Below are 26,564 nucleotides of genomic sequence, written 5' to 3'. Positions count from 1 at the left end.
GCTTCCCACGCTGCCGGGGCGGCCCCATCATGGGCTCCCGTTCGGGCAGAACCGTCCCCAGGAGGCAGAAGAGATGACGATCCCACTCCCCGTCCGGATCCAGGCCGCCGTCGTCCGGGGCGCGTACGCCCTGCCGGAGGGGCTGCGGCGGGCGATCGTCGGCAAGCCGGTGGTGCGGGACGGGCAGACGCTCGCGCTGGACGCGCAGTTGATCCTCACGCTGCAGCGGCTGTCGAAGGCGGCCCTGGTGATGCCGGGCGGAGTCGGGCCGTCGCGGGCCGCGATGGAGTACGCGCGGCACCTGGTGGGCGGGCCGACGCTGCGTTCGGTGGCCGCGCGGGCCGTCGGGATCCCGCAGGAGCAGGGGGAGTTGGCGGCGACGCTGTACACGCCGGACGGTCTGGCGGAGGGTTCCGGCCTGCTGGTGTACCTGCACGGCGGGGGCTGGGTGGTCGGCAGCCGGGCCAGTCACGACCACGTCGCCCGGTTCCTGGCGCAGCGGGCGCAGGTGCGGGTGCTGTCGGTGGAGTACCGGCTGGCGCCCGAGCACGTGTTCCCGGCGGCGGCCGAGGACGCGCTGGCCGCGTTCGACTACGCGCACGCCAAGGCGGCCGACCTGGGCGCGGACCCGGAGCGGATCGCGATCGGCGGGGACAGTGCGGGCGGCAACCTGGCCGCCGTCGCGACCCAGGAGGCCGTGCGGCGGGGTGGTCCCGCGCCGGTGTTCCAGCTGCTGCTGTACCCGGCGGCGGACGCCTCGGTCCGCCGCCCGTCGCGCGAGCTGTTCGCCGACGGGTTCTTCCTGACCAGCGCCGACATGGACTGGTTCGCCGACCGGTATGCGCCCGACCACGCCGACCGCACCGACCGGCGCCTGTCGCCGCTGCTCGCCGGGGACCTGTCCGGCCTGCCGCCCGCGTACGTCGGCACCGCGGGCTTCGACCCGCTGCGCGACGAGGGCGAGGCGTACGCGCGGGCGTTGCAGGAGGCGGGAGTGGCGGTGCGGTTGAGCCGGCAGCCGGACCTCATCCACGGCTACGCCAGCTACCTCGGCGTCGGTCACCGTTTCCGGGAGGCGACGGCCGAGGCGGCCGAGGCGCTGCGGAAGGCGCTGGGCGGCGCGGCGTAGCCGACGGGCCGAACAAGGGCCGGCGGGCCGAACGGGGGTCGACGGGCCGAACAGGGGCCGACGGGAACGGAGTGAAGGGCGGGGCCTCGGCGGGCCCCGCCCTTCGCGCGTCCGCCGCCGACCGTGCACCAGTTCACCGCCGCACAGGGGGTTCTCGGCAGTGGGCTCTTATTGTACTGTCCGTCTAATAAGCGGGTCAGCGGGAACCCGCGGCGCAGGCACCTGGAGGCAGCCATGGCTCTCACCCGGCAGACGGAGCACGGCCACACCGCCGCCGACGACGACGTCTCGAAGCGGCTGCTGGAGTCGGCCGCCACCCTCTCCTTCGACCCCTCGACCGAGATCGACTGGGACACCCCGCTCCCCGAGGAGCACTACGGCCTCAACCCCGAGTGGAGCACGCTCTACGGCACCCGGCTGTGGGACGAGATGACCGAGCGGCAGCGGGTCACCCTGACCCGGCACGAGGTCTGCTCGATCATGAACACCGGCATCTGGTTCGAGATGATCCTCCAGCAGATGGTGCTGCGCGACCAGTACCTCAAGAACCCCGCCGGCGCCGCGTTCCAGTTCGCGCTCACCGAGATCGCCGACGAGTGCCGCCACTCGATCATGTTCGCCCGGGCCTGCGAGAAGATGGGCGTTCCCGCCTACCGGCCGAACAAGCTGATCGCCCAGGCCGGGCGCGTGTTCAAGTCGCTCGCCAAGGGGGAACTCGCCTACGGCGGCATCCTGGTGGCCGAAGAGGTCCTCGACGTCATGCAGCGCGACTGGATGCGCGGCGAGAACGTGCTGGAGATCGTCCGCGGCACCTCCCGGATCCACGTGGTCGAGGAGTCGCGGCACATGAAGTTCGCCCGGCAGGAGGTCCGCGAGCGGATGCGCCACGCGAGCCCGGCCCGGCGGCGCGCCTCGGCCACCGGCATCGCCGTGGGCGCGTACGTCATCGTCACCAGCATGGTCCACCCGGGCGTGTACAAGGCCGCCGGGCTCGACGTGCCGCGGGCGATCGCCGAGGCGCGGGCCAACGAGCACCGCAAGGTGATGATGCGCACCAGCTCCCGGCACCTGATGGCCTTCCTCGCCGAAGCCGGGCTGCTCACCAGTCGGTCGGCGGCCGTCTACCGCCGCGTGCACATGCTCTGACGGGCCGTCAGGCACCTCAGGTCACCTCCGCCCATCGCACACAGCGAGGACCCCACTCCGGCCATGGCCTACGCGATCACCCCGACCTGCTGCAACGACGCCTCGTGCGTGTCCGTCTGCCCGGTCAACTGCATCCACCCGACCCCGGACGAGCCGGAGTTCGGCACCACCGACATGCTCTACATCGACCCGCAGGCGTGCATCGACTGCGGCGCCTGCGCCGACGCCTGCCCGGTGGACGCGGTGTTCCCGGTCGACCGGCTGCGCGGTCCGGACACCGTGTTCGGCGACCTCAACCGCGACTGGTTCCGCGACCACCCCAGCGACCACGCCTGGGGTCGGCCCAGCTTCCCGCGCAGCCTGCCGGGCGAACTCGGCGCGCTGCGCATCGCCGTCGTCGGCACCGGGCCGTCCGCCGGGTACACCGCGCAGGAACTGCTGCGCAGCACCAGCGCCGAGATCACCATGATCGACCGGCTGCCGGTCACCGGCGGTCTGCTGCGGCACGGCGTCGCGCCCGACCACCAGTCCACCAAGCGGATCGCGGAGAGCTTCGCGAGCGTCTTCCGCGACCCGCGGCTGCGGATGCACCTCAACGTGGACATCGGCACCGACGTCACCCACCGGGAACTCGCCGCGCACCACCACGCGGTGGTGTACGCGGTCGGCGCGGCCGCCGACCGCCGGCTCGGCATCCCCGGCGAGGACCTGCCCGGCAGCCTGCCCGCGACCGCGTTCGTCGGCTGGTACAACGCCGATCCGACCGTGCCGGCCGACGCCGTGGAACTGTCGGCGGAGCGGGTGGTCGTGGTCGGCAACGGCAACGTGGCCGTGGACATCGCCCGCATCCTGCTCACCGACCCCGACCGGCTCGCCGCCACCGACATCGCCGACCACGCCCTCGCCGCGCTGCGCCGCAGCCGGGTGCGGGAGGTCGTGCTGCTCGCCCGGCGCGGTCCCGAGCAAGCGGCCTGGACGAGGGCGGAGTTCCTGGCGCTGCGGCAGCTGCCGGGCGTCGAGGTGGTGGTCGAGGACCACCCGGAGGTGCGGGCGGCGATCGAGGCGGCGGTGGCGGATCCGCGGACCGCACCGGACTCGCGGACCGCACCGGACTCGCAGGCCGCGCTGCTCGCCGGGCTGCCGCTGGTCCCGTACGACGGGGCCGCCGAGCCGGGCCCGGGGACGGCCGCGGGGCGGCGGATCGTGCTGCGGTTCCTGTCGGCGCCGGTCGAGCTGTCCGGGGACGGGCGGGTCGAGGCCCTGACCGTCGAGCGGACCACGCTGGTGGACGGGGAGCGGGCCGAGGCCACCGGGGAGAAGGAGGTGCTGCGGGCCGGGCTGGTCGTGCGCTCCATCGGGCACCGCGGTGTGCCGGTGCCGGGGCTGCCGTTCGACGAGCGGACGGGGACGGTCGCGCACCGGGGCGGCCGGGTCGTCGACCCGGCGACCGGGCAGCCGCTGCCGGGGACGTACGTCGTGGGGTGGGCCAAGCGCGGGCCGTCCGGCGGGATCGGCGCCAACCGGGCCTGCGCGCGCGAGACCGTGGACGCGCTGCTGGACGACGCGGCCGCCCGCGCGCTGCCCGTACCGGGGGCGGGGCGCAAGGACTTCGACCGGCTGGTGCGGCGTCGACGGCCGGACGCCGTCGGGCTGAGGGAACTGCGGGCGGTGGACCGGGCCGAGCGGGAGCGGGGCGAGGCCGAGGGGCGGCCCCGGGTGAAGCTCGCCACCGTGCCCGAGCTGCTGGCGGCGGGCCGGCGGCGGTAGGCGCGGGACATGTGCAGGAAGTCGACCGGGCCGACTTCCTGCACATCAACCCCGGGCCGGGCCCCGCGAGGGGTTGATGTGCGGGCCTCCGGGTTGACGCGACCGTGTCCCGGCGCGGGTGGGGTGCGTTGGGCCGGTGTGAGTGGATTCGGGGTGATGCCGGTACCGCGTCGGCGGCCGGTCGAAGAAACGATCCTGCATGGGCTGGAGCCACCCGGGGAACCCGATCCGGAGGCGCCCATCTACGCCGAGCTGGCCCGGCGGTGGCAGGCCGAGGGGCGGTCCGTGCCCGGACTGCCCGACCCGGTGTGGGAGACCCTGGCCGCGCCCGGCGGCGGGAGTCAGCCCACGGGATACGCCTCCGGGTAGAACTGCCGGGCCCAGCGTCGGAACAGCCCGAGCGAGCGCTCCCCGGGGACGAGCCGCGGCTGCTCCAGGTACCGCTTGTGAGCCAGCACCGGCCGGTCCTGCTTGATGATCCGCACCGAAGCCTGCAGCGCCAGCCAGGACGCCGCCCGGTCGAGGGCCCTCGCCGACCCGACCCCCGGCACCGGTACCGTGCTGCTCACCGCGAACCGGATCCTGGTCCGCCACGGCGCGACCGGCGTCGCCAGCAACCAGACCCGCAACGTGCTGCGCAGTTCCGGCAGGTCGGCCACCAGGCGCATCATCCCGAGCCCGGCCAGCGTCACCGGCTGCTCCAGACGGACCGCGCCCAGCCCCGGGAAACGGGTCGTGGTGCGCTGGTGGACGGTGAACAGCGGGCCGTCCACCTCCGGCGGGGCGGTCTCCCGGGTGTCCAGGCTGTGCAGCACGCTCACGTGCCGGAAGTCGACGCTGTTCTCCATCACCTCCTGCGGGTGGGACAGCACCTCCCCGCTCCACCAGGCGAGCGGCCGCACCCCGACCGCCGGCGGCAGCTCCCACCCGGGAGCCTCGCCGTCCGCCCCCCGCCAGACGAACAACGCGCCGTCCCGCTCGCAGAGCTGGCGCGTCGTCAGCGACGCCCGGAACCGGGTGCCGTCCGGCGCTCCGGTGCACGAGCCGTCCGGGCCGAAGGCGAAACCGTGGAACGGGCAGACCAGTTCCTCGCCCCGGACCGTCCCGCCCGCCCCGAAGTGCGCGCCCAGGTGCGGACAGTGCGGCCCCACCGCACGCACCGCGCCCCGACGGGTCCGGTACAGCACCACGTCCTCGCCCATCAGCCGGGCCGTCCGCACCCGCCCGGGCGGCAGGTCCCGGACCCGGCCGACACAGAACCAGCCGCTCGGGTACGGCAGCGGCGCGCGGCGTTCGTCCATGGCGGAGGTCACCTCGAGGGCTTGACGGCGGTGTGAACGTACCAGGCGACGTACTCGCGGACGGCGTACATCTCCACCGTGGAACGGAGGTTGAGCCACTTCGCCGGATCGCCGAAGCGTCGCAGGACCTCCCACGGCAGCCGGAAGTACGCGTACACCGCCTCCGAGGTGGGCGTGTAGTACGGCGTCGCGTCCAGCGCCTCCTCGACCTCGAAACCGGCCTCGGTGAGCAGCCGCGGCAGGTTGCGGGCGTGGTAGAGCCTCGCGCCGGTCATCGCCATCGCGTCCAGGTACGGTTCGAGCAACGCCCGTGCGCGCGGCTCCAGTTCGTCCAGCGGGACGGTGCTCATCGGGCCGAGCAGGACCAGCCGGCCGCCCGGGCGCAGCACCCGGTGGAACTCGGCCAGGGCCCGGGGCGGATCGTAGGAGTGGACGAGCGTCTCCATCGAGTACGCGCCGTCGAACTCGTCGTCGCCGAACGGGAGTCGGTGGTAGTCGCCCCAGGAGAAGGCGGTCCGTCCGTCCAGCGCGGCGCGGGTGCTGAGCCGGCGGGCCTCCGCGAGGTGGAAGTCCAGGACGTCGACGCCGGTCACCGTCAGCCCGAACCGCGCCGCCATCGCCCGCGCCACCACGCCCGCCCCGCACCCGGCGTCCAGCACCCGGGCCCCCGCCCGCAGTGCCAGCTTGCGTCCCAGCACGTCCTCGAGCTGCCGCTGTGCCCGCCACAGCCGCCACTTCGACTGCCCCGGCTCCGTCCACCCCCAGTGCCGGGCGTTGCGTGCCACCCGGGTGTAGAACCACCGGCTGCCGGCCCGTCCGTACACCCGGCGCAGCCCGGCCAGATCGAGTTGCTCAGCGCCCATGCGGACACGCTAACCGCGGGCCCGGCCTCCTCCCGGCGGCGCCACGGGCGGTTGCCCCGCTGGGAGGGGTTGTACGGTCATCGGACTTGAGTGACTGAATGACATGAGTGATCAGCTGAACAGCGCCTCCCGCAGGCGCCCGAAGCCACCCCCGAAGCCCACCCCGAAGCCCACCCCGAAGCCCACCCCGGTGCCCCCCGGATGCCCCCCTGATGCGACCCGAGGCCTCAGCCCGCCCCGCCGGCCCCGCTCAGGATGTCCCGGCCGTCCCGCCCCCGCAGCGCCAGCGCGGCCGGGAGGACCGCCGCCGTGAGGGCGATGGCCGCGCAGCAGCCGGCGAGCGTGCCCAGCTCGCCCCAGGGCACGACCGCGGGGGTCGGGCCGACCAGGTTGGTCAGGGCGGCCCAGGAGCCGCCGACGCTGACGGCCGTGCCGAGCGCGCCGAGCAGGGTGCCCGCCGCCACGCAGATCAGGGTCTCGACGGCGACGGCGCGCAGCACCTGGGCCTTGGTGGCGCCGGCCAGGCGCAGCAGGGACAGCTCCCGCTTGCGGTCGGTGACCGTCATCACCAGCGAGTTGGCCAGCGCGACGGCCGCGTAGCAGATCGCCAGGCCGAGGATCATCAGCAGGGCGTTCCAGGTGGCCTTCTCGTTGCCGTCGGCGTTCGCCGCCCCGATCTCCTCCGGGGTGGCGAGCCGGGCGCCCAGCCCGTCGACGGCGGTCCGCAGGGTGGCGACGGTCTGCTGCGGGTCAGCGCCGGGCAGCAGCCGCAGGTGCAACTGGCTCGGCAGGGTCGGGCCGCCGACGCCGGTGGTGACGGCGTTGGCCTCGCTCACCCAGGCCTGGGTGGTCTCGGCGCCGGTGCCGAGGACGGCGGCGACCCGCAGGGTCCTGGGGGTGCCGTCGGCCAGTCGGACCGGCACCCGCTGTCCGACCCGGGGCGAGCCGGGCCAGGTGCGGCTGAGCACGATCGAGTCGGGGCCGAGATCGGCGACCGAGCCCGCGACGACCGGCAGCCGGTCGACCGCTGCCAGCGCGGCCGGGTCCGCCTCGGCGGCCCGGAACGCGACCAGGGACTCGCCGTCCCGGTCCGCCATCACCGAGGTCGGGGTGATCGCCAGGGCCTGCACGCCGGGGACGGCGCGGACGCGGTCCACCACGGCCCGGTTCAGCCCGGGCGTGCCGGCCGGCGTGACGACGTAGTCGGCGGCGGACAGCTGGTTGCGGACCTCGGTGACCAGCGAGCGGTCGATGGTCCGCACGCTGCCGAGCAGGCAGCCCGCGAAGGCGATGATCAGCACCACCGGGGTGACGGTCGCGGCGGTGCGCCGGAAGGCGGTCAGCGCGCCCAGCCGGGCGGTGGACCAGGCGATGCCGCCCGCCTCCTCGACGGGGCGCCCGTGCAGCCGGGCCGGGAGGCCGGGCAGCACCGTCAGCAGCCGGATCACCGGCCCGGCCAGCACCCCCGCCAGCAGCACGCAGCCGGCCACGACCGCCAGCAGCAGGCCGAGCGAGTCCGCGACGTTGGCCGCGGCGTCGGGCCAGCTCCGGGCCGTGATCGCGACGGCCGCGACGGCGCCGCCGAGCACCAGCAGGCCGCCGCCCCAGCGGAACGCCAGCGCGGCGCGCGAGGGCCGGTCGACGTCCGCCTCCGCCAGCGCCTCGCCCGGGCTGATCAGACCGGCCTTCAGCGAGGAGATCAGCACACCGCCGATCGCGGTCAGGAGGCCGATCAGGGCCGCGACGAGCAGCCCCCACCAGGAGACCGGCACGGTGAAACCGGCCGGCACCAGGTCGCGCTCGACCAGCCAGTGGCCGGCCGGCGCCGCCCCGGCCGCGCCGAGCGCGCACCCGGCCGCGGAGGCCAGCACGCCGACCACCAGGGCCTCCCGGTTGACCAGGGTGCGCAGCTGGCGGCGGGTGGCGCCGATCAGCCGCAGCAGCGCGAGCTCGCGGCGCCGCTGGGCGATCGACAGCGCGAAGGTGCCGGCCACCACGAACACGGCGGTGCCGCCGGAGACCGCGGCGGAGAGGCCGAGCGGGGTCTGCACGCCCTCCAAGCGGCTGCTGACCTCGGTGTAGTGCGGGTCAGCCTGGCGGCGCTCGGCGCCGGTGAGCACCCGGGCGACGCTCTCGCCGCCGGCGGCGGCCACCGCCCGGCGCACCGCGTCGGCGTCGCCGAAGGCGGCCAGGACGCCGACGGCGGGGCAGAACCGGGCGGCCTGCGCGTCGGTGAAGAAGACGGCCTGCTCGAACGGCTCGGCCTCCGTCACGCCGGAGACCGTCGCGGTGTGCGGGCCGTCGGCGGTGACGAACCGGACGCGCTGACCGACCTGGTCCGGGCGGCCCCCGCCGATGACGACCTCGTCGTCGGCGGACGGCGCCGAACCGGCGGCCAGCCGGTAGCCGCCCAGCTCCGCGCCGGACCAGGCCCGTCCGACCTGGTCGCTCGGGCCGGTCGCCGTGCGCGGCCCGTCCGCGAGCTGGGCGTAGAAGGTGCGGTCCTCGACGGTGCGCCCGGTCCCGGCCACGGCGGCGATCAGCCCGGCCGACAGGCCCGGCTGGACGGCGACCGGGGTCGGCACGGTCTCGCCGCCGGCGGCGGCGTAGTCGACGCTCAGGTCGGCGGTCACCAGCACCGGGGCGTCGGAGAAGCGCCGGCGGCCCTGGTCGGGGACGCCGGAGGTGGCGGCGATGACCAGGATCGACGTGGCCATCAGGGCGACACCGCAGGCCAGGGCGACGAAGCTGCCGACGAACGAGGCCCAGCGGAGCCGGACGGTGGCGAGGGCGAGGCTCAGCACGCCACGGCCTCCAGCGCGGTCTCCAGCGTGGTCATCCGGGCGGCGACCTGCTCGGCGGTGGGCCGCTCCAGCGTGCCGGCCAGTCGGCCGTCCCGGAGGAACAGCACCCGGTCCGCGTACGAGGCGGCGACCGGGTCGTGGGTGACCATGACCACCGCCCGGCCGGGGTCGTCGGCCGCGCCGCGCAGCAGGGCGAGGACCTCGCGGCCGCTGCGGCTGTCCAGCGCGCCGGTCGGCTCGTCCGCCAGCAGCACCGCCGGGCGGGTGAGCAGTGCCCGGGCGATGGCGACGCGCTGCTGCTGGCCGCCGGAGAGCTCGCCCGGCCGGTGCCCGGCCCGGTCGGCGAGGCCGACCTCGGCCAGCGCGGTGCTCACCTCGGACGGCGTGGGGCGCCGGCCCGCCAGCCGGGCCGGGAGCGCCACGTTCTGCGCCGCGGTCAGGGCGGGCATCAGGTTGAAGGACTGGAAGACGAAGCCGATCCGCTCCCGGCGCAGCACCGTCAGCTGCTTGTCCCGAAGTCCGCCCAGGACGGTGCCGTCGACCCGCACCTCGCCGCCGTCGATCGGCTCCAGCCCGGCGGCCGAGCGCAGCAGGGTCGACTTGCCGGAACCGGAGGGGCCCATGACGGCGGTGAAGGTGCCGAAGGGGAACCCGACACTCACCTCGTCCAGGCCGACGACCGGCTCGGGCCCGCGCCGGTAGGTCCGGCGAACCGATCGGAGTTCGACGGCAAAGTCCGTGACGTTCATGATCACATTCCATCACCCGCGACCGGTGGGTTCCCATGGTCAGGGGTTCAGTCCTGGGGGTGTACCTGGCTACACCCCCGGGGACGCCCGTCAGCCCCGCCAGACGCGCTTCAGCTCCTCCCAGCGCTGCGCCTGCGCCTCCGTCAGCACCCCCCGCAGCTGCGCCAGCTTCAGCAGCTGCGCCTCCGCGTCGGCGCCCAGCGGCTGGGCCTCGGCGCGGTAGTGGTCGGCGAGGAGGGCGTCGAGTTCGGGCCGGGTGAGGGCGGGGTCGAGGCGCTGGGCGAGCTTGGCCATGTTGCGGTACGAGCCCTGGAGTAGGAACGGGGGCTCGGTGCGGGTGCGGTCGTCCTGGGCGGCGGAGTGCAGGTAGGCGCGGTTGACGGCCAGGACGGTGGTGCGCAGGTGGAGCAGGCCGGCGAGGACGGCGGTCATCCGCTCGACCTCGGCGGCGGGCCAGGCGCCGGTCAGGGTGCCGCCGGGGACGCCCGCCGCGCGGGCGAGCAGGGTGTCCAGGTCGGCGCGCTCGGCGGTGGCGAGCGGGGCCAGGTGGGGGTTGGCGGGCAGGGCGTTCTCGACGAAGCTGAGCGCGAAGAGGTCGTCGCGCCCGGCGACGGCGTCGCCGAGGTTCCACACGTCGGCGCGGTTGGCCAGCATGTCGGGCAGCCGGAAGAGCCGGCCCGACTCGGTGTACGGGTTGGCGGCCATCACGACGGCGAAGCGCTTGCCGCGCAGGTCCCACTCGCGGGCCTCGCCGTCCCAGACGCCGTCGATCCGGCGCTGCGCGTCGCACAGCGGGATGAAGCGCTGTAGGAACTCGGGCGAGGTGTGCTGGACGTCGTCCAGGTAGAGCAGCACGTTGTCGCCCGCGTGCAGGGCGAAGTTGAGCTTCTCGACCTCGCGCCGGGAGGTGGCGTCGGGGGCCTCGGCCGGGTCCAGCGAGGTGACCCGGTGGCCGAGTGCGGGGCCGCTGACGGAGACCAGCAGCACGCCGAGCCGCTCGGCGAGGTACTCGACCAGGGTGGTCTTGCCGTAGCCGGGCGGGGAGACCAGCAGCAGCAGGCCGCTGCGGTCGACCGGTCCGCCGGACTGCGCCGTGCCGAGCTGCTTGGCGAGGTTGTCGCCGATCAGCGGCAGGTACACCTGGTCGATCAGCCGGTTGCGGACGAAGCCGTTGAGCGGGGCGGGCCGGTACTGGTCGAGCCGCAGCCGGGCGTGCTCGGCGGCCAGCAGCTCGCCGCGCAGCTTCTGGTAGGCCCGGTAGCCGGGCACCTCGACCTCCTCGAACGTGCGGACCCGGGCGAGCAGTTCGTCCAGCCGCAGGTCGAGTGCGCCGCCCGCGAGCCGCGGGTGGTCGCCGAGCAGACCGGTCAGCCGGGTGCCGACCGCGCCCTCGACCGGCCGGCGCGGCAGCGACGGGCAGAGCAGCACGGCCGCCGCCTCGGCGAGGTCGGCCGGGTCGGCGTCGGCGGCGCCCGCCTCCAGCCAGGCCGCGGCGAGCTGGCGCCGTACGGGCAGCAGCCCGGGCTCGTCGGGCAGTGCGGCCAGCGCCTCGGTGAGGCCGGCCGACTCGGGGGCGGCGCGGAACTTGTCGAGCAGCGCGGCCGCGCCCGCCGAGTAGACGAACGTGGGTGAGTCGGCGGCGAGTTCGGCCACCAGGTACGGTCCGGCGGCGTCCGCGCCGGGGGTGTCCGCTCCGTGGGTGAACCTGGCGACGGCGGCGGAGAGTTCGGCGGCCAGCGCGTCCAGCGCGGGCACGCCGCCGAAGGCCTGCCGGGCGAGGCCGAGCGAGCGGGCCCGGGTGTGCCAGAGCAGCCGCTGCCGCTCGTCCGCGCCGTACGCCCAGTACAGCTGCGCGGCGGCCCGGGCGTCCGCGGGGTGCCGCAACAGTCCGGCGTCGGCGCCGAGTTCGAGCAGGGCGCGGAGCAGTAGCGCCGCGTCGTGGTCGTGCACGCCGCGCTGGTAGCCCTCGTCCGGCCGCTGCTCGGCGGCCCGCCGGACGTACTCCAGCAGGGCCGAGTCCGCAGCGAGCGAGTCGGCGAGCGAGCCCGATTCGGCGGCCGGCAGCAGGCTCGCGGCGAGGTACTCGGCGCGGTACAGCTGCGGGGTCTCCGAGGGCAGCGGGCGGTCCCAGTAGCGTTCGGTGGCGGCGAAGGCCGGGTCGGTGACGGGGGAGCGGTAGTCGGTGCCGGTGAGGGTGAAGGCGGGGCGGCCGCGCCAGGGCACGAGGGCGAGTTCGGGCCGCTGGGTGGTGACGGCGAACAGGTGCCGGCCCAGCCGCAGGGTGCCGGGGCCGTCCCCGGCGAGTTCGGCGCGGTCGCGCAGGGCGCGCTGGGCGCGGCCCCGGGTGGCGCGCAGCCGTCCGGTCAGTTCCTCGGCCCGGACCCGGTCGCCGAGAGTAGTCAACTGGCCGGCCAGGTCGCGGAGTTTGACGGCGGTCGGGTCGGCGGCGAGCGCGGCGTCGATCTCGGCGGCGGTGTCCAGAGCGGCCAGGCGCCGGTGCAGGGTGTCGAGGATGCGTTCGGCGGAGGCGGCGAGCCGGTCGGCGCGGCGGGCCCGCTCCTCCAGCAGGTGCTGGCGGCGGGCGGTGAGCGCGTCGTGGATCTCGGTGCGCCGGTCGGTGAGCTGCTCGCCGAGGGCCGGGTCGGCGTCGGCGAAGCGGGTCTCGAGCTGCTCGATCCGCAGCAGGAGCCGGCCGAGCCGGTCGTCGCAGGCCTCGGGGGTGTCGGCGGCGGCGAGCGCGGCGGTGGTGGCCTGGGCGAGCAGGGCGGTCTCGGCGGCGAACTCGGCGGCGGCCTCGTGGGTGCGTAGCTCCCGGCGGCGCACGGTGAGCGCGGTCCGGGCCCGGTTGAGCAGTCCGAGGACGTCGGCGAGCCGGTCCAGGATCGCGGTGCGGGTGGTGGCGTCGGCCAGGTCGAGGGTGCCGACCAGCTCGGAGACGGTCTGCAGCGCCTCGCTCTGGGTGCTGAGTTCGAGGCCCAGCGGCTCGGCCTCGGCGGCGGTGGCGATGGCGGCGCACTGCTCGGCCAGTTCGGCGGCCCGCTGCCGGTGCGGTTCGAAGGCCGAGGGTTCGGCGAGCTGGACGACGGCGCGGTCGGCGGCCTCGGCCAGGCCCTCGGCGAGGTGCGCGGCGAGCGTGTCGATCCGCTCAGGGTCGGCCCGCGGCAGGTCGCGCAGTGCCTCGACCCGGCCCTGGGCGCGGCGCAGCCCGGCGAGCCGGTCGACCCATTCGGCGGCGTCGGCGAGGGTCTCGCCGCGGGCGGTGCGCAGCAGGCCCTCGACGTGCTCGGCCGCCTCGTCGGTCTGCCGGGCGGCGTGCGCGGTGAGCTGGGCGATCGCGTCGTACTCGGCGATGACCTGCCGGGCGGTGTCGCGGATCTCGGCGAGCGGCGCGGCGAGGTCGCCGAGGCCGCTCTGGCCGAGCCAGTGGTGCCGGTCGGCGGTGCGGGTGCAGGCGGCGAGGACGGCCCGGTGGCCGGCCGGGGTGTCGGCGCCGGCCGCGGCGAGCCGGGCGAGCGCGAGGCAGTCGGCCAGGCCGCGGACCAGGTCGGCGTTGCCGATCCGGGCCAGCGGCCCGGTGCCGGGGGGTTGTTGCGCGGCGAAACGCTCGCTGGTGAACGGGGTCTGCCAGAGCTGGACGGGGTGCAGCCGGGTGGGTCCGTCCTCGGCCGGGCGCAGGGCGATCAGGGTGCCGTCGGCGAGCAGCGCGTAGCCCTGGCAGGGCAGCGGGGCGGCGGCCTCCTGGCGGACGCTGTTGTAGGGCTGCAGCAGGGCGCGGCCGTCGGCGGGGGAGCGGAACTCGTACAGCACGTCCTCGCCGTTGGGCGAGACGACGGTGCGCTCGTACGCCAGGCCGTCCACCGGCTGGTCGAAGGTGCGCACGGTGCCGTCCACCAGGTGGCAGCCGCCGGGGAAGGCCACGCCCTGGTCGGCGGGCAGCCGCAGGCAGGCCTGGCCGAGCGCGTCGATCCGGGTGACCTTGCCGGTGGGCAGGTGCACCACCAGGTGCCGGACGGTCTCCTCCTGGTACGGGCGCACGCGCACCAGCAGCAGGGTGCCGAGCCGGGCGTGGCCGATCTGGGCGTCGGCGAGGGTCTGCAGGGCCTCGGCCAGCGGTTCGCGGTGCAGCTCGCGGCCGTCCGGGGTGGCGAGGGTCAGCCGGCCGCCGTCGACGCCGAGGTGGAGCTCGCCGGCCAGGTCGGCGCGGGGCGGGCGGCCGGGGCCGGCCGGCAGCTGGTCGTCGCGGGTCAGCGCGGTCCAGGCGAGCTGCTGCCCGTCGGCGGGCGTGTGGTCGCGCTCGCCGCGCCCGTCCAGGTAGGCGGGCAGGGCGTCGTCGGCGCTGTCGTCGAGGCGCCAGCGCAGCACCCGGACGTCGGTGGCGGCCGGGCCGGTGCGGAAGACGGCGAGCAGCCGGCCCTCCACCGGGCGCAGCCGCTCCAGGCGGGCGTCGCGGAAGTAGCGCCGCAGGTCGGTGAGGTCCTGGCGCAGCCGGGGGTCGTCCAGCAGGCTGCCCCCGGCGGGGGCAGCGGAGAGGTCGGGGCCGTGGAGGCCGAGGACATCGGCGAAGTCCTCGGCGCCGTCCTCGGCGTCGGTCGGGCGGGTGCCGAGCAGCAGCAGCCCGCCGACGGCGGTGAGGTCCTGCGGGAGGCAGGCCCGGGCGGTGGTGAGCCGCCCGGTGCCGGCCAGCCGCAGCTCCCCGCCGCCGAACTCCTCGACCCGGCGGGCGTTCAACGCCCGGGCGCGGTCGGCGAGTTCGGCGGCGGACCGGGCGAGCCGGTCGCGCAGGACCTCGTAGGTGCCGGCGTCGAGCCGGGCGTCGAGGACGTCCACGGTCAGTTCCTCGGGTGCTCAGTGGGTGACGGCTGACTGCTGGGCGGGTCCGACCGCCGGGTGGGTCCGACCGCCGGGTGACGACGGACTGCCGGGTGGCTACCTGGAGCCGTTCATCGAGGCCAGCGCCCCGATCGGGGTCTCGGCGACGCCCAGCTTCCGCGCCGACTCCAGCAGTTGGCGCAGCTGTCCGGACTGCTCGCCGGCCCCCGAGCCGATCAGGTTCATCAGCAGCGCGGACACCGTCAGGTTCTGCACGTCGGCCGTGGAGACGGAGGACAGCACCCGGGTGAGGTCCTCGGTGAAGCTGGCCCGTCCGTCCAGCCAGGGGCCGGCCAGGGCCTGGGCGGTCTGCGAGTGGCCGACGAAGGCGTCCACGCTCTTGCCGGCTGTCACCGACTGCACCAGCTTGTCGAAGAAGACCGAGTCCCCGCCGACGATGTCGATCTTGGCCTTCTCCAACCCGGCGGCGACCAGCGCGGCCTGCGCCTCGGCGATCTGCCGCTGCGTGTCCAGCCCGGCCAGCCGGACGTCCTTCTCGGCGGCCAGCCGCAGCCGGTACTCCTCGTGCCCGCGCGAGGCCTCGTCCAGCTTGGCCATCGCCGCGGCCTTCTCGGTCAGGCCCTCGGCCTCGGCCTTCAGCTTGGCACCGACCTCCAGCGCGGCGGCCTTGGCCTTCTCCGTCTGGACGACGGCCTCGGCGCGACCCACCTTCTCCACCGCCGCGGCCTCCTGCTCCCGCACCTGGACGCGGGCCAGGCCCTCGGCGGCGGCCTCCGCCCGGACGCCCTCGGCCATCCGGATCTTGGCGGCCGCGTCCAGCTCGGCGGCCCGCTGCCGGGCCTCGGCCAGCACCAGCGCCTCGCGGGCCTTGTGCGCGGCGGCCTGCTCGGCGGCCTCGGCGGCCTTGATGTCCTTGACGAGCTTCTCCTGCGCCTCCGCCTCGGCCTGGATGACGACGGCCTTGCGGACGCGCTCGGCCTCCTCGACGGCGCGCAGCGTCTTGACGGCCTCCTCCTGCTCGGCGACGGTCCGGTCCACCGCGACCCGCTCACGGACCACGTCGGCGACGTCCCGCTTGGCCGACTCGACCTCCTTCACCTTGGCGATCGTGGCGAGTTCGGTCTCCCGCTCGCGGCCGACGACCTCCAGCAGGCGGTCCTTCTCGATCCGCTCGTTCTCCACCGCGATCACCCGCTCGCGGTTCTTCTGCGCCACCGCGACCTCACGGGCCTGGTTCTCCCGCTGCACCCCGAGCACCTCCTCGGTGCGCAGGAAGGCGGTCTGCGCGTTGAGCCGCTCCTCCTCCTGCACCCGGGCGATCACCGCGTCCTCCTTGGCCCGCAGGGTCTCGATCTCGCGCCGCTGGCGGATCTCGGCGTCGGCCTGGCGGCGCTCGAGCTCCAGGACGGTCTCCCGGGCGTCCACGTTCTGCCGGGTGATCTCCTTCTCCTCGGTGCGCTGGTACTCGTTGGTGCGCACGTGCTCGATCGCGGTCAGCTCGGTGATCTTGCGGATGCCCTGGGCGTCCAGGATGTTGTCGCCGTCCAGCTGGCTCATCGGAGTCTGTTCGAGGTGGTCGATGGCCGCGTCCTCGAGCGTGTAGCCGTTGAGGTCGGTGCCGATGACCGCGATGATCTGGTCCCGGAACTCGTGCCGGTGGGTGTACAGGTCGGTGAAGTCCAGCTGCTTGCCGACGGTCTTGAGCGCCTCGGCGAACTTCGCGGCGAAGAAGTCCTGGATCGCCTGCGGGTCGCTGGCCCGGACGGTCCCGATCGACTGCGCCACCTTGACGACATCCTCGACGGTCTTGTTCACCCGGACGAAGAAGGAGATCCGGATGTCCGCGCGGATGTTGTCGCGGCAGATCAGTCCGTCCCGGCCGGCCCGGTGGATCTCCACCGTCTTCGCGGTGATGTCCATCAGCTCGGCCTTGTGCAGGACCGGCAGGACGATCGCGCCGGTGAAGGTGACGTCGACCTTCTTCGTCCGGGAGACGATCAGGGCCTTGCCCTGCTCGACCTTCTGGAACAGGCGGCCCACGAACAGCAGCATGGCGAGCACGATGAGCAGCACGACGGCGACGAGCACGCCGAAACCCACGGCGATGGTGTCCATCACGGAGTCCTTTGACGAGATGGCGAGTTGGTGCGAAGAGGAAAGCGATGGAAGTGAAGTGGCGGGGCGTCAGCTGTGAGGCCCCGGGTGCGGGGTCTCAGGTGAGGCCCGGCGGCGACGGGTCGAAGGGCGCCACCAGGAAGTGCTCGCCCTCGGCGTCGTAGTCGAAGATCAGGGCGGTCCGCCCGACCGTCAGCCCGGGCTCCGGGGTGGCCGTGCGGACCTGGACGGTCGCGGTGGAGCCGTCCTCGGCGGTGACCTCGGCCTGCCCGAAGTCGGCCGTCACCCGGCCGGTCCGGATCACGCAGACCCGGCCGACGAAATCCCCCCGGGTGGTCGGCCGGTCCTGCGGGAAGAGCCGCCTCAGCGGCTTGACGAGCACCCGGGTGCCCGCCCAGGAGGCGACCAGCGCGACGGCGAATACTCCGCCGCGCGCCGGCGCCCCCGAGGTGAGCACGGTGCCGGCCAGGCTGACGAACCAGGCGAGCGCGACCAGCAGCGACACCGCCACCGTCACGGGCACCCCGCCCAGCCCCAGCGCGTCCAGCACGCCCCCGTGGTGGCCGTTTCCCGTGCGGGCGCCCTTGCCCCCGTTCCCCCCGTCGGCCACGTCGTGGCCGCCGGTGCCGTGCCTGCCGGGCGTCCCGTGTGCCACGTTCCCCCCGGCACCGTGTCCCCCGGCACCGTGCCCGACGTGACCCACATGACCGCCGTGCCCGACGTGCCCGACATGGCCGACGTGCCCGGCGTCCAGGTGGTGCCCGCCGCCGTGCCCCCCGTGCACGGCGCCGAACCCCAGTCCGCCGAGCAGCATCAGCAGCCAGTACCCGACGACCACCACCAGCGCGAAGCTGAACAGCGCGGTCGGAAAGGCCAGCGCGGCCGCGAAGAATTCCCCCATCCCGGCCACGCTCCCCCGCCCTCCCCACGGCACCGCGCTTCGGCGCCGGGGAGATCATGGCAGTGGGGGCGCCCGCCGCACATTGCCAGGATCCGGCAATCTTTACGGCTCTTTGACACCCTGGTACGCGCGACCCACGTGACACCGCAACAGCCCGGCAACAGGATGGTTGCCGGGCTGTCGTAACGGGCTCCCGCCGGTTTGCGGCGACGGGGCTAGAGGGGCTGCTCCGGCCAGTTCAGCAGCCGCGCGCCCATCGCCGCCGTCTCCAGCGTGAAGCGCTGCAGCGCGTCCGACGGGTCGTACCCCGTGAGCGCCCTGATCCGCTCCAGCCGGTAGCCCAGCGTGCGCACGCTCAGCCCCAGCCGGCGCGCCGCCTCCGCGTTCACGTACGCGGCCTCCGCCTGCACCGCGATGGTGTCCAGCAGCGGACGGGCGCCGCCGCGCGCCTCGCTCAGCGGGCCGAGCACGCTGCGCACCAGGTCCGCCATGGCCGCCCGGTCGCGCATCAGCACCGGGAAGACCAGCAACTCCTCCGCCTTCAGTTGCTGGGCCGGCAGCCGCAGGCGCTGCGCGTAGTCCAGCGCGTCCAGTGCCTCCTCGTAACTGCGCAGCACCCCGCTCGGCCCCGAGTGCCGGCGGCCGGTGGCCACCCGCAGCACCGGGCGGTACCCCGAGCCGGGGCGCAGCGTCAGGTCGGCGAAGGCCTCCAGCACCGCCCGCTCGGAGTCCGGGGCGATGCAGACCAGCCGGCCGTCCTTGCCGGCCAGCAGCACGTCCCGCTCGCCGAACCGCCCGGCCAGCTCCCGCTCCACCCGGTGCACCAGCGGATGCACGTCCGCGAACGCCTCGTCGCCCACCGCGACCGCCACCGTGTACGCGCCCGCCAGCCGCAGCCCGAACCGCTCCGCGCGCTCGGCGAGCAGACCGAGGTCGCTGCGACCGAACAGCAGGTCGTCGATGAACTCCCGCCTGGCCGCCTCCTCCTGACGGACAGCCAGGCGCTGCGCGCGCTCGTGCCCCTCGCCGAGTGCCGCCAGTGCGGTGTCGGTGGCGACGAGGACGGCGTCGCCCATCCGGCGCAGCTCGTTGACGCTGCTCGCGGCGGTCGTCCCGGGCAGCGTCTGCCAGGCTCGGCGGGCCGCCGCCAGACAGTGCGCCACCACCTCGCGCAGCCCGTACCCGGCCTCCGCGCAGTGCTCGCCGAGCTTGCGCAGACCCTCCAGCTCGTCGCGGCGCAGCAGCCGGCCGGTGCGGGAGACGTCGGCGAGCAGGTCGAGGTACGCCTCGGCCAGCTCGGTGGGTATGTCGTGCTCGATCCCCTCGGTCACCGTGTCCTGCCATCCCCCGTACGACCTGGTATTTCGGCGCTGAACATTAGCAGGATCGATACGGCCCGGGGCCGGCGCGACCGGTCCCGGACACCCGGCGCCACCGGTCGCGGAGCCCGGGCGCTACCGGTCGCGGAAGTGCAGGACGAACCGCGCGCTGCTGCCGTCGATCCGCCGCCGCACGTACAGGGCCGGCGCGCCGTCCGGCGTGCAGCTGACCCCCTCGCGGACCAGCAGCGCGGTGCCCGGCGGGACGCCCAGCAGCTCGGCGTCCGCGAGATCCGCGCCGACCGCGCCGAACGCCCGCCAGTCGTACTCCAGCTCCACCCCGGCGGCCCGCGCCAGATCCAGCACCAGGTTCCCGGGACGGCCCGGCCGGACGAGCTCGGCGGGCAGCGGGCCGAACGGCACCCAGTAGCTGCAGGCCGCCCGGGCCCGCCCGCCCAGCCGGATCACCGAGTCCACCCGGGACAGCTCCCGGAGCTCACGGCCCAGCTGGCGGGCCGCTTCCGCGTCGTCCGCCGAGCCGGTCACGGGCGGTGCGGCGACGACGAACTCGCCGTCGCCCCGACCGCCGTCCGAACCGTCCGAACCGTCCGGGCCGTCCGGGCCGCCGTAGGGCAGTGCGGCGTGCACGCTGCCGAGGTCGAAGCGCTGGCTGCGCGGGTCGACGGCGATCGACACGCGGACGGCGGGCGGGCGGACGAAGGTGCCCACGCCCCGGCGGATCTCCACCACGGCCGCCCGCTCCAGCTCCGCCACCGCCTGCCGCACGGTCAGCCGGTTCACACCGAACTCGGCGCTCAGCTCCGGCTCGCTCGGCAGCCGGGCGCCCGCCGGGTACGCGCCGGCGTCGATGCGCTCCTGGAGCCGGCGCGCCAGGCGGCGGTACAGCGGGGTGCTCGGGGTGCTCGGGGTGCCAGGAGGGTTCGTCGCCACACGCTCGATCCTACGAAGCCCGCCGCCCCGAGCCCGCCGCCTCGCTGGGGTCGCGCCGAGCCCGCCGCCTCGCTGGGGACGCCGCGCTCGGCTCGCCCCGGCCCTCGGACGGGAGTGGGATGGAGGGAGCGCCCGTCGGCCGCCGCTTGCCCGGCGACCCCCGGAGGGGCTAATTAGACATCTAGACGTCTGGATGTTCGCCTGGACGTCCCACCCCTTCCGAGCGCGGCTCCACCGAAAGGCCTCCCGCATGTCCCTGGTCAACTTCCGAGACGCCGCCGTCCTCGGCGACCCCGAGGGCCGTCGGGTCCGCCCCGGCGTGCTGTACCGCTCCGCCCAGCCGTTCCCGGCCGCCGACGAGGCCACCGTCGCCCAGCTGCGCGCCTGCGACATCCGCACCATCGTGGACCTGCGCGACCCGCGCGAGACCGACCCCGCCGACTGGGCCGCCGCCGAGGCCGCCGGGATAGCCGTCGTCGCGGCCCCGGTGAACCCCGCCACCGACGCGCTCACCGCGCGGATGAGCACCATGGTCACGCCCGCCGACCTCGGCGACTTCTACGTGCTGCTGGCCGAGTCCGCCCCCGGGGCGGTCGCCGCCGCCGTCGAGGCCACCGTCCGTCCCGGCGCCGTGCTGCTGCACTGCGCGGCCGGCAAGGACCGCACCGGCCTGCTGACCGCGCTCCTCCTCGACCTCCTCGGCGTCCCCGCCGACCGCATCGTCGCCGACTACGCCCGCACCACCGACGCCCTCCCGCAGATCTTCGCCGGCCTCGCCGAACGCCACCGCACGGCCCTCAACGAGCGCTCCACCTCCCGCGTCACCGACTCCCAGGGCCGCCACCTCACCATCCCCGCGCCCCTCCTGGAAGCCCCGGCCGAGGCCATGTCCGTCTTCCTCGACCGCGTCCGCACCCACCACGGCGGCGCCGCCTCCTTCCTCCCCACCTGCGGCGTCCCGGCCGCCACCCTCGCCGCCTTCCGCGGCAAGGCCGGCGCGGCGACGGCCTGACCCGTCCGGCGGCCGGCGCCCCGCCCCGTTCCGCGGCCGTGGCGGAATCCCGTTGCGCCGGCCCCGCCCGGCCTGGCAGCGTGCCGGGCCAGGGGGTACGGAGACCATCAGGGGGTGTGCGATGACCGCGCTGCGCGAGATCCGCGCCGACCACGACGACCGGACGATCGTGCTCTACCAGGCCTACCCGCCCGCCGTCGCGGACGCCGCGCTGGCGGCGGGCCGGTTCGTGCCGCCGTTCAGCTTCGGCCGTATGACCTGGATCAAGCCCTCGTTCCGCTGGCTGATGCACCGCAGCAACTGGGCGCAGAAGCCGGGGCAGACCCGGGTGCTGGCGGTGCGGATCACCCGGGCCGGCTGGGAGGAGGCGCTCGGTCGCGCCGTGCTGACCACGGCCCACCCGGACGAGGTGGCCCGGGCGGAGGTCCATGTGCAGTGGGATCCCGAGCGGACGCTGCGCGGGGCGGCGCTGAACCACTACAGCATCCAGGTGGGCGTCGGCCGGTCGCTGATCCGGACCTTCGCCGAGGAGTGGGTCACCGGGCTCACCGACCTCACCCCGCAGGTACAGCGGATCGCCGCGCTGGTGCGGGGTGGGCAGGCGGCGAAGGCGCAGCGGCTGCTGCCGCCGGAGCGCCCGTACCCGCTGCCCGCCGCGACCGCGCGGCGTCTCGACATCCGGTGATCGTGCGGGACTTCACACGTCCCGCCGCCGCACCACGACCATCGTCACCGCCACCGCGACGGCGGCCCACACGCCCATGGTGATCCAGGAGTCCAGCACGCTCGGCGCCCACTTGCTGATCGTGGTCAAGGAGTCGGGGTTGTAGGTGAGCCGGTTGACGGTGGACAGCGGCAGGTGGCTGCCGATCTCGTGCAACCACCGGTAGCGGTCCCCGGCGAACATCAGCGGCAGGATGAACATCAGCAGCACCAGCGACACGATCGAGGCGGTGGCGTGCCGCAGTACCGCGCCCAGCGCCATCCCGATCAGCGCGCAGACCGGCACGATCGCCGCGTAGGCGAGGACGGCCTGCAGGCTGACGCCTTCGGTGATGGAGAGCCCGACGTGCCGGGAGGCCAGCATGGCGTTGGTGGTGAAGAAGGACACCGTCGACACCACGGCTCCCGCCAGCGCGGTGATCCCGCCGATCAGCAGCACCTTGGCGGCGATCACCCCACGCCGCTCGGGCACGGCGGCGAAGGTGGTGCGGATCATGCCGGTGGTGTACTCGCCGAACACGGTGATCGCCCCGAGGCTGCCGGCGGCGATCGCCATCACGTAGCCGGCGATGTTGCTCAGGCCGTGGTACAGCGGGTCGTACTTGTACGGTGGCAGGCCGGGTATCGGCGCCGGCGGGTGGTCGATGTACGTCAGGTCGCTGTGCACGGCGTTGATGTTGATCACGATCGCCACCAGCGAGGCGAGCGCCAGCACCCAGTACGTCGACCGCAGCGAGCGCAGTTTGATCCACTCGGCGGCGAGCAGGTCGGTGAACCGGGGCGTCGGTTCGGCGAGGCCCAGGGCAAGGACGGTACTCATCGGGCCTCTCCAGCCAGGTATTCGACGCTGTCGGCGGTCAGGGACATGAACGCGGATTCCAGGGAGGACGTGCGGGTGGCGAGCTCGGCCAGCACCACGCCGTGTTGCAGGGCGAGTTCGCCGATCCGCTCGGCGGGCATGCCGGTGACGATTCCGAACTGCGGCTCGACCTCCTGTACTTCGGCCCCCTCCGCGCGCAAGGACGCTGCCAGCAGCGCGAGTTCGGGCGTGCGCACGGCCACCGAGGTCGCCGCGTTGCGGGCCGAGAACTCCGCCAGGCTCTCGTCGGCGATCAGCCGGCCGCGTCCGATCACCACCAGGCGGTCGGCGGTGTGCTCCATCTCAGCCATCATGTGGCTGGAGACGAACACCGTCCGCCCCTCGTCCGCGAGCCGCCGGAACAGCCCGCGCACCCACAGCACGCCCTCCGGGTCCAGCCCGTTCAGCGGCTCGTCGAAGAGCAGCACCGGCGGGTCGCCGAGCAGCGCGCCCGCGATGCCGAGCCGCTGCTTCATGCCCAGCGAGTAGCCGCCGATCCGCCGCCCGGCGGCCTTGCCGAGCCCGACCTCCGCCAGCACCTCGTCCACCCGCCCGAGCGGGACGCGGTTGCTGCGGGCCAGGGCCGACAGGTGCGCCCGGGCGGTGCGCCCGCCGTGCACGTCGCCCGCGTCCAGCAGCGCGCCGACGTGCCGCAGCCCGCGCGGCCGGCTCGCGAAGCGCACGCCCGCCACGGTGACGGTGCCCTCGGTGGGGGTGTTGAGGCCCAGGATCATCCGCAGTGTGGTGGACTTGCCGGCGCCGTTGGGGCCGAGGAAGCCGGTGACGGTGCCCGGCCGGACGGTGAAGGTCAACTGGTCGACGGCCGTGGTGGCGCCGTACCGCTTGGTCAGTCGCTCGATCTCGATCACGGGGACAACGCTGCCGGTCGGCGCCCGGGTGCGGCATCGGGCGGCGGGCCACAACCGGCCGCCGCCGCACTGGCCCCGGGGATTACGCCCCCGGGCCGATGTGCCGTCGGACGGGCCGCGGCTACCATCGCGTCATGATCACCGAAGCCCGTCCGCCGCTGCTCAGGCGCCTGCCCGCCGGGGTGTGGGTGGGGGCGTTCTGGATGTTCGTCGTGGTGTTCCGGCTGTTCACCCGCCGGGACGAGCTGCGCCTCCTCTTCGAGTACGACGGCAACCCGGAGGACATGCCGCTGGTGGTCACCGCGGTCGTCACCACCCTGGTCGCGACGCTGCTCGTCAGGCTGCCGCTGGCCGCCGTCGCGGTGGCGCTGGCGGGCAGCGTCTACTCGCTCGGGATGACGCGGGTCCCGGAGACCCCCGTGCTCCAGTTCCTGATCGCCGACGCGGTGGTCGGCTACTGCGCAGCCACCCGCTCCCGCCGCGTCTCGCTGAGCTCCCTGGGACTGCCGCTCGCCACGCTCGCCGGGTTGTTCCTCCGGGGTCTGGCCGCCGGCTTCCCCGTCAACCCGTTCGCCTTCGGCGGCCTCGCCGCGACCGCGCTGATCGCCTGGCTGGTCGGCAACACCGTCCACCAGGGCCGTACCCACACCGAGGCCCTGCGCGGCCGCGCCACCGAGCAGGCCGTCACCGCCGAACGGCTGCGGATCGCCCGCGAGTTGCACGACATGGTCGCGCACAACATCGGCATCATCGCGATCCAGGCCGGCATGGGCAGCCGGGTCATGGACACCCAGCCCGCCGAGACCCGCAACGCGCTGAACGCGATCGAGGCCACCAGCCGGGAGACCCTGGCCGGGCTGCGCCGGATGCTCGGCGCGCTCCGGGCCGGCGAGAACGAGTCCGCGCCGCTCGAAGTCGCCCCGGGGCTGGCCGAGTTGGACCGGCTGGTGGAGAAGGGCGCGGGCGCCGGCGTCCGGGTCGCGGTGACCCGCGGCGGCGAGCCGCGCGCACTGCCCGCCGACGTCGACCTCGCCGCGTTCCGGATCGTCCAGGAAGCGGTGACCAACGTGGTCAAGCACTCCGGCACCCGCGACTGCCACGTCACCGTCGACTACCGGCCGGACGAACTGGCCGTCGCCGTCGTCGACCTGGGCGCCGGAGCGGCGACGGCCACCCCCGGCGCCGGCTACGGCATCGCCGGCATGCGCGAGCGGGTCGCCCTGCTGCACGGCGAGTTCAGTGCCGGCCCGCGCCCCGAAGGCGGCTTCCGGGTCGCCGCCCGACTGCCGATCCCCCTGGAGGTGGGACCGTGATCCGTGTCGTTCTGGTGGACGACCAGCCGCTCATCCGCACCGGCCTGCGCGTGCTCATCGCCGACGCCCCGGACCTGGAGGTGGTCGGCGAGGCCGGCGACGGCGCCGAGGCCGTCGACCTGGTGGCCCGGCTGCGCCCCGACGTCGCGGTGATGGACATCCGGATGCCCGGCACGGACGGCATCGAGGCCACCCGCCGGATCACCGCCGACCCGGACCTGCCCACTCACGTCCTCGTCCTCACCACCTTCGACGACGACGACTACGTGTACGGCGCGCTGCGGGCCGGCGCGAGCGGCTTCCTGGTCAAGGACCTCGCCCTGGAGACCATCCTGGACGGCGTCCGGGTCGTCGCCGCCGGGGACGCGCTGATCGCCCCCGGCGTCACCCGCCGGCTGATCGGCGAGTTCGCCGCCCGCCCGGACGCCGCCGCCGGACGGCAGCCCAGGCGGGCCGTCACCGGGGGCGTCACCGAGCGCGAACGCGAGGTGCTCACCCTGGTCGGCCGCGGTCTGTCCAACACCGAGATAGCCCAGGAGCTCACCATCAGCGTGGCCACCGCCAAGGCCCACGTCGCCCGGCTCTTCACCAAGCTCGACGCCCGCGACCGGGTCCACCTGGTCATCCAGGCCTACGAGTTCGGGCTGGTCAGCCCGTAGGCCGGCCCGGGAACGCGAGAGCGCCGAGCCGGCCCGGGAACGCGAGAGCGCCGGGGTGGGCCCGCACAGCCCACCCCGGCGCCGTTCCCCGCGTCAGACCGTCACGGGGCGTCCGATCGTCACGGGACGATCGCGTGCGAGATCTGGCAGCCGCTGACCGCGTTCGACCAGGTGCCCTGCATGGCGAACGAGCCCGTCGCGAAGTTCACGTTCTGCGAGCCGCCGGTGCCGCCGACGCCCTTCCAGGCGCACTTGTCGGCGTTCTCGGCGCCGGACGAGTCCGTCCAGCCGCCGGCCGGGAACTGGTCGGTGACGGTCTCCGAGTACTCGTGGCCGTACACCATGGTCACGCCGTCCAGCAGGCCCGCGCTGCCGCTGTTGACGTAGTTCTGGCCGCAGGAGCTGCCCATGTCGGTCACGTACGGGTCGTTGGTGAACGCCAGGTTGCCGTACGGGGAGGAGGCGGCGCCGCCGCTCAGCGTGGTGTCGCCGTTCCAGTCGTGCCAGGCGCAGAACTGGCCCGTGGAGGTGTTGAAGCCGTCCGGGTGGGTGCCGGTGGGGGAGAGCACCACGTACTGCACGTTGCGGTTGGAGGCCGCCGTGGTGTTGCCGAAGTGCGCGGCGCCCGCGATGGCTTCCTTGGCGATCTGGTTGCCGGTGGCCTGGCCGGGGGCGGCGGCCGACGAGTCCACCCAGACGCCGGCCAGCGCGCCGCCGGTCGGGTAGCCGACGTGCGCGGCGGTCGACGGGCAGCTGGTGGCGCCCTTGGCGACGCCCTCGCAGTACTGGGTCATGACGCCGGACCAGGTCTCGTTGTTGGTGCCCAGACCCTTGAACAGCTGCTGCGCGCGGACGGCCTCGCCCGACGGGTCACCGGAGAGGGTGGTGTACCCGTTGGAGTCGGTGCCCTGGGTGCCCCACTGGGAGCCCCAGAAGATCAGGTACACCTGCGGCGCGCCGGTGGTGACACCGACGCCGCTGACACTGCCGCCGAACTTCAGGTTGGAGGTGCGGGCCGCGGCCGCGGAGGAGGCGTTGGCGTGCTCGGCACCCTCCTTGGTGGGGACGGCGCCGTGCCGGTACGGGTGGCTGTTCCCGGCGAACTCACTGGTCGGCTGGTCGGCCTGGGCGGCCGGGGCGGCGGCGAAGCCGGCGGCGGCGAGCGCCAGCGCGCTGAGCCCGGTCAGGGCCCGGGTCCGCGTCCGGCGGGAGGTGGGGGACATGCCCATCGTGAGGGTTCCTCTCTCATGTGCC

General features: G+C 74.8%; 19 protein-coding genes. 7 read left to right on the top strand and 12 right to left on the bottom strand.

The window, feature by feature from the left end; translation table 11 throughout:
- Positions 1 to 73: 73 nt before the first annotated feature.
- The 3 genes from ACIBEC_RS25525 (at position 74) to ACIBEC_RS25515 (ending at position 4,042) form a co-directional block, all read left to right on the top strand.
- Positions 74 to 1,129: an alpha/beta hydrolase gene (locus ACIBEC_RS25525; RefSeq protein WP_360503417.1), complete on the top strand. Its 1,056-nt coding sequence runs from the start codon at positions 74 to 76 to the stop codon at positions 1,127 to 1,129.
- A gap of 234 nt (positions 1,130 to 1,363) precedes the next feature.
- Positions 1,364 to 2,275, top strand: a complete 912-nt coding sequence (locus ACIBEC_RS25520) for a diiron oxygenase (RefSeq protein ID WP_360503414.1) — start codon at positions 1,364 to 1,366, stop codon at positions 2,273 to 2,275.
- Positions 2,276 to 2,338: 63 nt separating this feature from the next.
- The gene (locus tag ACIBEC_RS25515; protein WP_360503412.1) at positions 2,339 to 4,042 is read left to right on the top strand and encodes an FAD-dependent oxidoreductase; all 1,704 of its coding nucleotides are present in this window, start codon (positions 2,339 to 2,341) and stop codon (positions 4,040 to 4,042) included.
- A 341-nt stretch (positions 4,043 to 4,383) separates the two neighbouring features.
- Here ACIBEC_RS25515 and ACIBEC_RS25510 read toward each other — a convergent pair whose 3' ends face one another.
- The 9 genes from ACIBEC_RS25510 to ACIBEC_RS25470 form a co-directional block, all read right to left on the bottom strand.
- Positions 4,384 to 5,343, bottom strand: a complete 960-nt coding sequence (locus ACIBEC_RS25510; protein WP_360503410.1) for a Rieske 2Fe-2S domain-containing protein — start codon at positions 5,341 to 5,343, stop codon at positions 4,384 to 4,386.
- A gap of 8 nt (positions 5,344 to 5,351) precedes the next feature.
- Positions 5,352 to 6,206 carry a methyltransferase domain-containing protein gene (locus tag ACIBEC_RS25505; RefSeq protein ID WP_360503408.1) on the bottom strand — a complete coding sequence of 285 codons (855 nt, stop codon included), beginning with the start codon at positions 6,204 to 6,206 and terminating at the stop codon, positions 5,352 to 5,354.
- A 227-nt stretch (positions 6,207 to 6,433) separates the two neighbouring features.
- Positions 6,434 to 9,010: an FtsX-like permease family protein gene (locus tag ACIBEC_RS25500; RefSeq protein ID WP_360503405.1), complete on the bottom strand. Its 2,577-nt coding sequence runs from the start codon at positions 9,008 to 9,010 to the stop codon at positions 6,434 to 6,436.
- Positions 9,004 to 9,759 (bottom strand): ABC transporter ATP-binding protein, encoded by a 756-nt coding sequence (locus tag ACIBEC_RS25495; RefSeq protein WP_360503402.1) that lies wholly within the window; start codon positions 9,757 to 9,759, stop codon positions 9,004 to 9,006. The genes ACIBEC_RS25500 and ACIBEC_RS25495 overlap by 7 nt, the downstream gene beginning before the upstream one ends.
- A 90-nt stretch (positions 9,760 to 9,849) precedes the next feature.
- Positions 9,850 to 14,586 (bottom strand): DNA repair ATPase, encoded by a 4,737-nt coding sequence (locus ACIBEC_RS25490; protein ID WP_360503400.1) that lies wholly within the window; start codon positions 14,584 to 14,586, stop codon positions 9,850 to 9,852.
- A gap of 99 nt (positions 14,587 to 14,685) precedes the next feature.
- Positions 14,686 to 16,704 carry a flotillin family protein gene (locus tag ACIBEC_RS25485; RefSeq protein ID WP_360503397.1) on the bottom strand — a complete coding sequence of 673 codons (2,019 nt, stop codon included), beginning with the start codon at positions 16,702 to 16,704 and terminating at the stop codon, positions 14,686 to 14,688.
- 97 nt (positions 16,705 to 16,801) lie between these two features.
- A complete protein-coding gene (locus ACIBEC_RS25480) occupies positions 16,802 to 17,605 on the bottom strand; it encodes a hypothetical protein (RefSeq protein ID WP_360503395.1) in 804 nt (267 codons plus the stop codon).
- A gap of 215 nt (positions 17,606 to 17,820) precedes the next feature.
- On the bottom strand, positions 17,821 to 18,936 hold the full coding sequence (locus ACIBEC_RS25475) for a helix-turn-helix domain-containing protein (RefSeq protein WP_360503392.1): 1,116 nt from the start codon (positions 18,934 to 18,936) through the stop codon (positions 17,821 to 17,823).
- Between the two features lie 123 nt (positions 18,937 to 19,059).
- A complete protein-coding gene (locus ACIBEC_RS25470; RefSeq protein WP_360503389.1) occupies positions 19,060 to 19,875 on the bottom strand; it encodes a GntR family transcriptional regulator in 816 nt (271 codons plus the stop codon).
- A gap of 250 nt (positions 19,876 to 20,125) precedes the next feature.
- On the opposite strand from ACIBEC_RS25470, the gene ACIBEC_RS25465 reads away from it, so the two are divergent.
- Positions 20,126 to 20,887, top strand: a complete 762-nt coding sequence (locus ACIBEC_RS25465; RefSeq protein ID WP_360503386.1) for a tyrosine-protein phosphatase — start codon at positions 20,126 to 20,128, stop codon at positions 20,885 to 20,887.
- Positions 20,888 to 21,008: 121 nt separating this feature from the next.
- Positions 21,009 to 21,572: a DUF4291 domain-containing protein gene (locus tag ACIBEC_RS25460; RefSeq protein ID WP_360503384.1), complete on the top strand. Its 564-nt coding sequence runs from the start codon at positions 21,009 to 21,011 to the stop codon at positions 21,570 to 21,572.
- Positions 21,573 to 21,584: 12 nt separating this feature from the next.
- Here ACIBEC_RS25460 and ACIBEC_RS25455 read toward each other — a convergent pair whose 3' ends face one another.
- Entirely contained in the window at positions 21,585 to 22,430 is an 846-nt protein-coding gene (locus ACIBEC_RS25455; protein WP_360503381.1) for an ABC transporter permease, read from the bottom strand.
- Positions 22,427 to 23,338, bottom strand: a complete 912-nt coding sequence (locus tag ACIBEC_RS25450) for an ATP-binding cassette domain-containing protein (RefSeq protein WP_360503378.1) — start codon at positions 23,336 to 23,338, stop codon at positions 22,427 to 22,429. The genes ACIBEC_RS25455 and ACIBEC_RS25450 overlap by 4 nt, the downstream gene beginning before the upstream one ends.
- Positions 23,339 to 23,472: 134 nt before the next feature.
- On the opposite strand from ACIBEC_RS25450, the gene ACIBEC_RS25445 reads away from it, so the two are divergent.
- Positions 23,473 to 24,651, top strand: a complete 1,179-nt coding sequence (locus ACIBEC_RS25445; RefSeq protein ID WP_360503375.1) for a histidine kinase — start codon at positions 23,473 to 23,475, stop codon at positions 24,649 to 24,651.
- The gene (locus ACIBEC_RS25440) at positions 24,648 to 25,310 is read left to right on the top strand and encodes a response regulator transcription factor (protein ID WP_360503372.1); all 663 of its coding nucleotides are present in this window, start codon (positions 24,648 to 24,650) and stop codon (positions 25,308 to 25,310) included. Before ACIBEC_RS25445 ends, ACIBEC_RS25440 begins: the two co-directional genes overlap by 4 nt.
- 119 nt (positions 25,311 to 25,429) lie before the next feature.
- Here the strand turns inward: ACIBEC_RS25440 and ACIBEC_RS25435 are convergent, their stop codons facing one another.
- Complete coding sequence (locus ACIBEC_RS25435) at positions 25,430 to 26,539, bottom strand: hypothetical protein (protein ID WP_360503369.1); 1,110 nt, start codon at positions 26,537 to 26,539, stop codon at positions 25,430 to 25,432.
- Positions 26,540 to 26,564 lie beyond the last annotated feature (25 nt).

Origin of the sequence: Kitasatospora sp. NPDC051164 (genome assembly GCF_044455625.1) — a bacterium.
GTDB lineage: Bacteria > Actinomycetota > Actinomycetes > Streptomycetales > Streptomycetaceae > Kitasatospora.
The sequence above is the reverse complement of the archived record's forward strand: the minus strand, read 5'-3'. Positions and strand labels throughout refer to the sequence as shown.

Excerpts from the sequence above, each read along its gene's own strand:
- ACIBEC_RS25520 (WP_360503414.1), top strand. The coding sequence starts at position 1,364 with ATGGCTCTCACCCGGCAGACGGAGCACGGCCACACCGCCGCCGACGAC.
- ACIBEC_RS25435 (WP_360503369.1), bottom strand. The coding sequence starts at position 26,539 with ATGGGCATGTCCCCCACCTCCCGCCGGACGCGGACCCGGGCCCTGACC.
- ACIBEC_RS25455 (WP_360503381.1), bottom strand. The coding sequence starts at position 22,430 with ATGAGTACCGTCCTTGCCCTGGGCCTCGCCGAACCGACGCCCCGGTTC.
- ACIBEC_RS25505 (WP_360503408.1), bottom strand. The coding sequence starts at position 6,206 with ATGGGCGCTGAGCAACTCGATCTGGCCGGGCTGCGCCGGGTGTACGGA.
- ACIBEC_RS25510 (WP_360503410.1), bottom strand. The coding sequence starts at position 5,343 with ATGGACGAACGCCGCGCGCCGCTGCCGTACCCGAGCGGCTGGTTCTGT.
- ACIBEC_RS25465 (WP_360503386.1), top strand. The coding sequence starts at position 20,126 with ATGTCCCTGGTCAACTTCCGAGACGCCGCCGTCCTCGGCGACCCCGAG.
- ACIBEC_RS25445 (WP_360503375.1), top strand. The coding sequence starts at position 23,473 with ATGATCACCGAAGCCCGTCCGCCGCTGCTCAGGCGCCTGCCCGCCGGG.
- ACIBEC_RS25525 (WP_360503417.1), top strand. The coding sequence starts at position 74 with ATGACGATCCCACTCCCCGTCCGGATCCAGGCCGCCGTCGTCCGGGGC.
- ACIBEC_RS25485 (WP_360503397.1), bottom strand. The coding sequence starts at position 16,704 with ATGGACACCATCGCCGTGGGTTTCGGCGTGCTCGTCGCCGTCGTGCTG.
- ACIBEC_RS25495 (WP_360503402.1), bottom strand. The coding sequence starts at position 9,759 with ATGAACGTCACGGACTTTGCCGTCGAACTCCGATCGGTTCGCCGGACC.
- ACIBEC_RS25515 (WP_360503412.1), top strand. The coding sequence starts at position 2,339 with ATGGCCTACGCGATCACCCCGACCTGCTGCAACGACGCCTCGTGCGTG.
- ACIBEC_RS25480 (WP_360503395.1), bottom strand. The coding sequence starts at position 17,605 with ATGGGGGAATTCTTCGCGGCCGCGCTGGCCTTTCCGACCGCGCTGTTC.
- ACIBEC_RS25460 (WP_360503384.1), top strand. The coding sequence starts at position 21,009 with ATGACCGCGCTGCGCGAGATCCGCGCCGACCACGACGACCGGACGATC.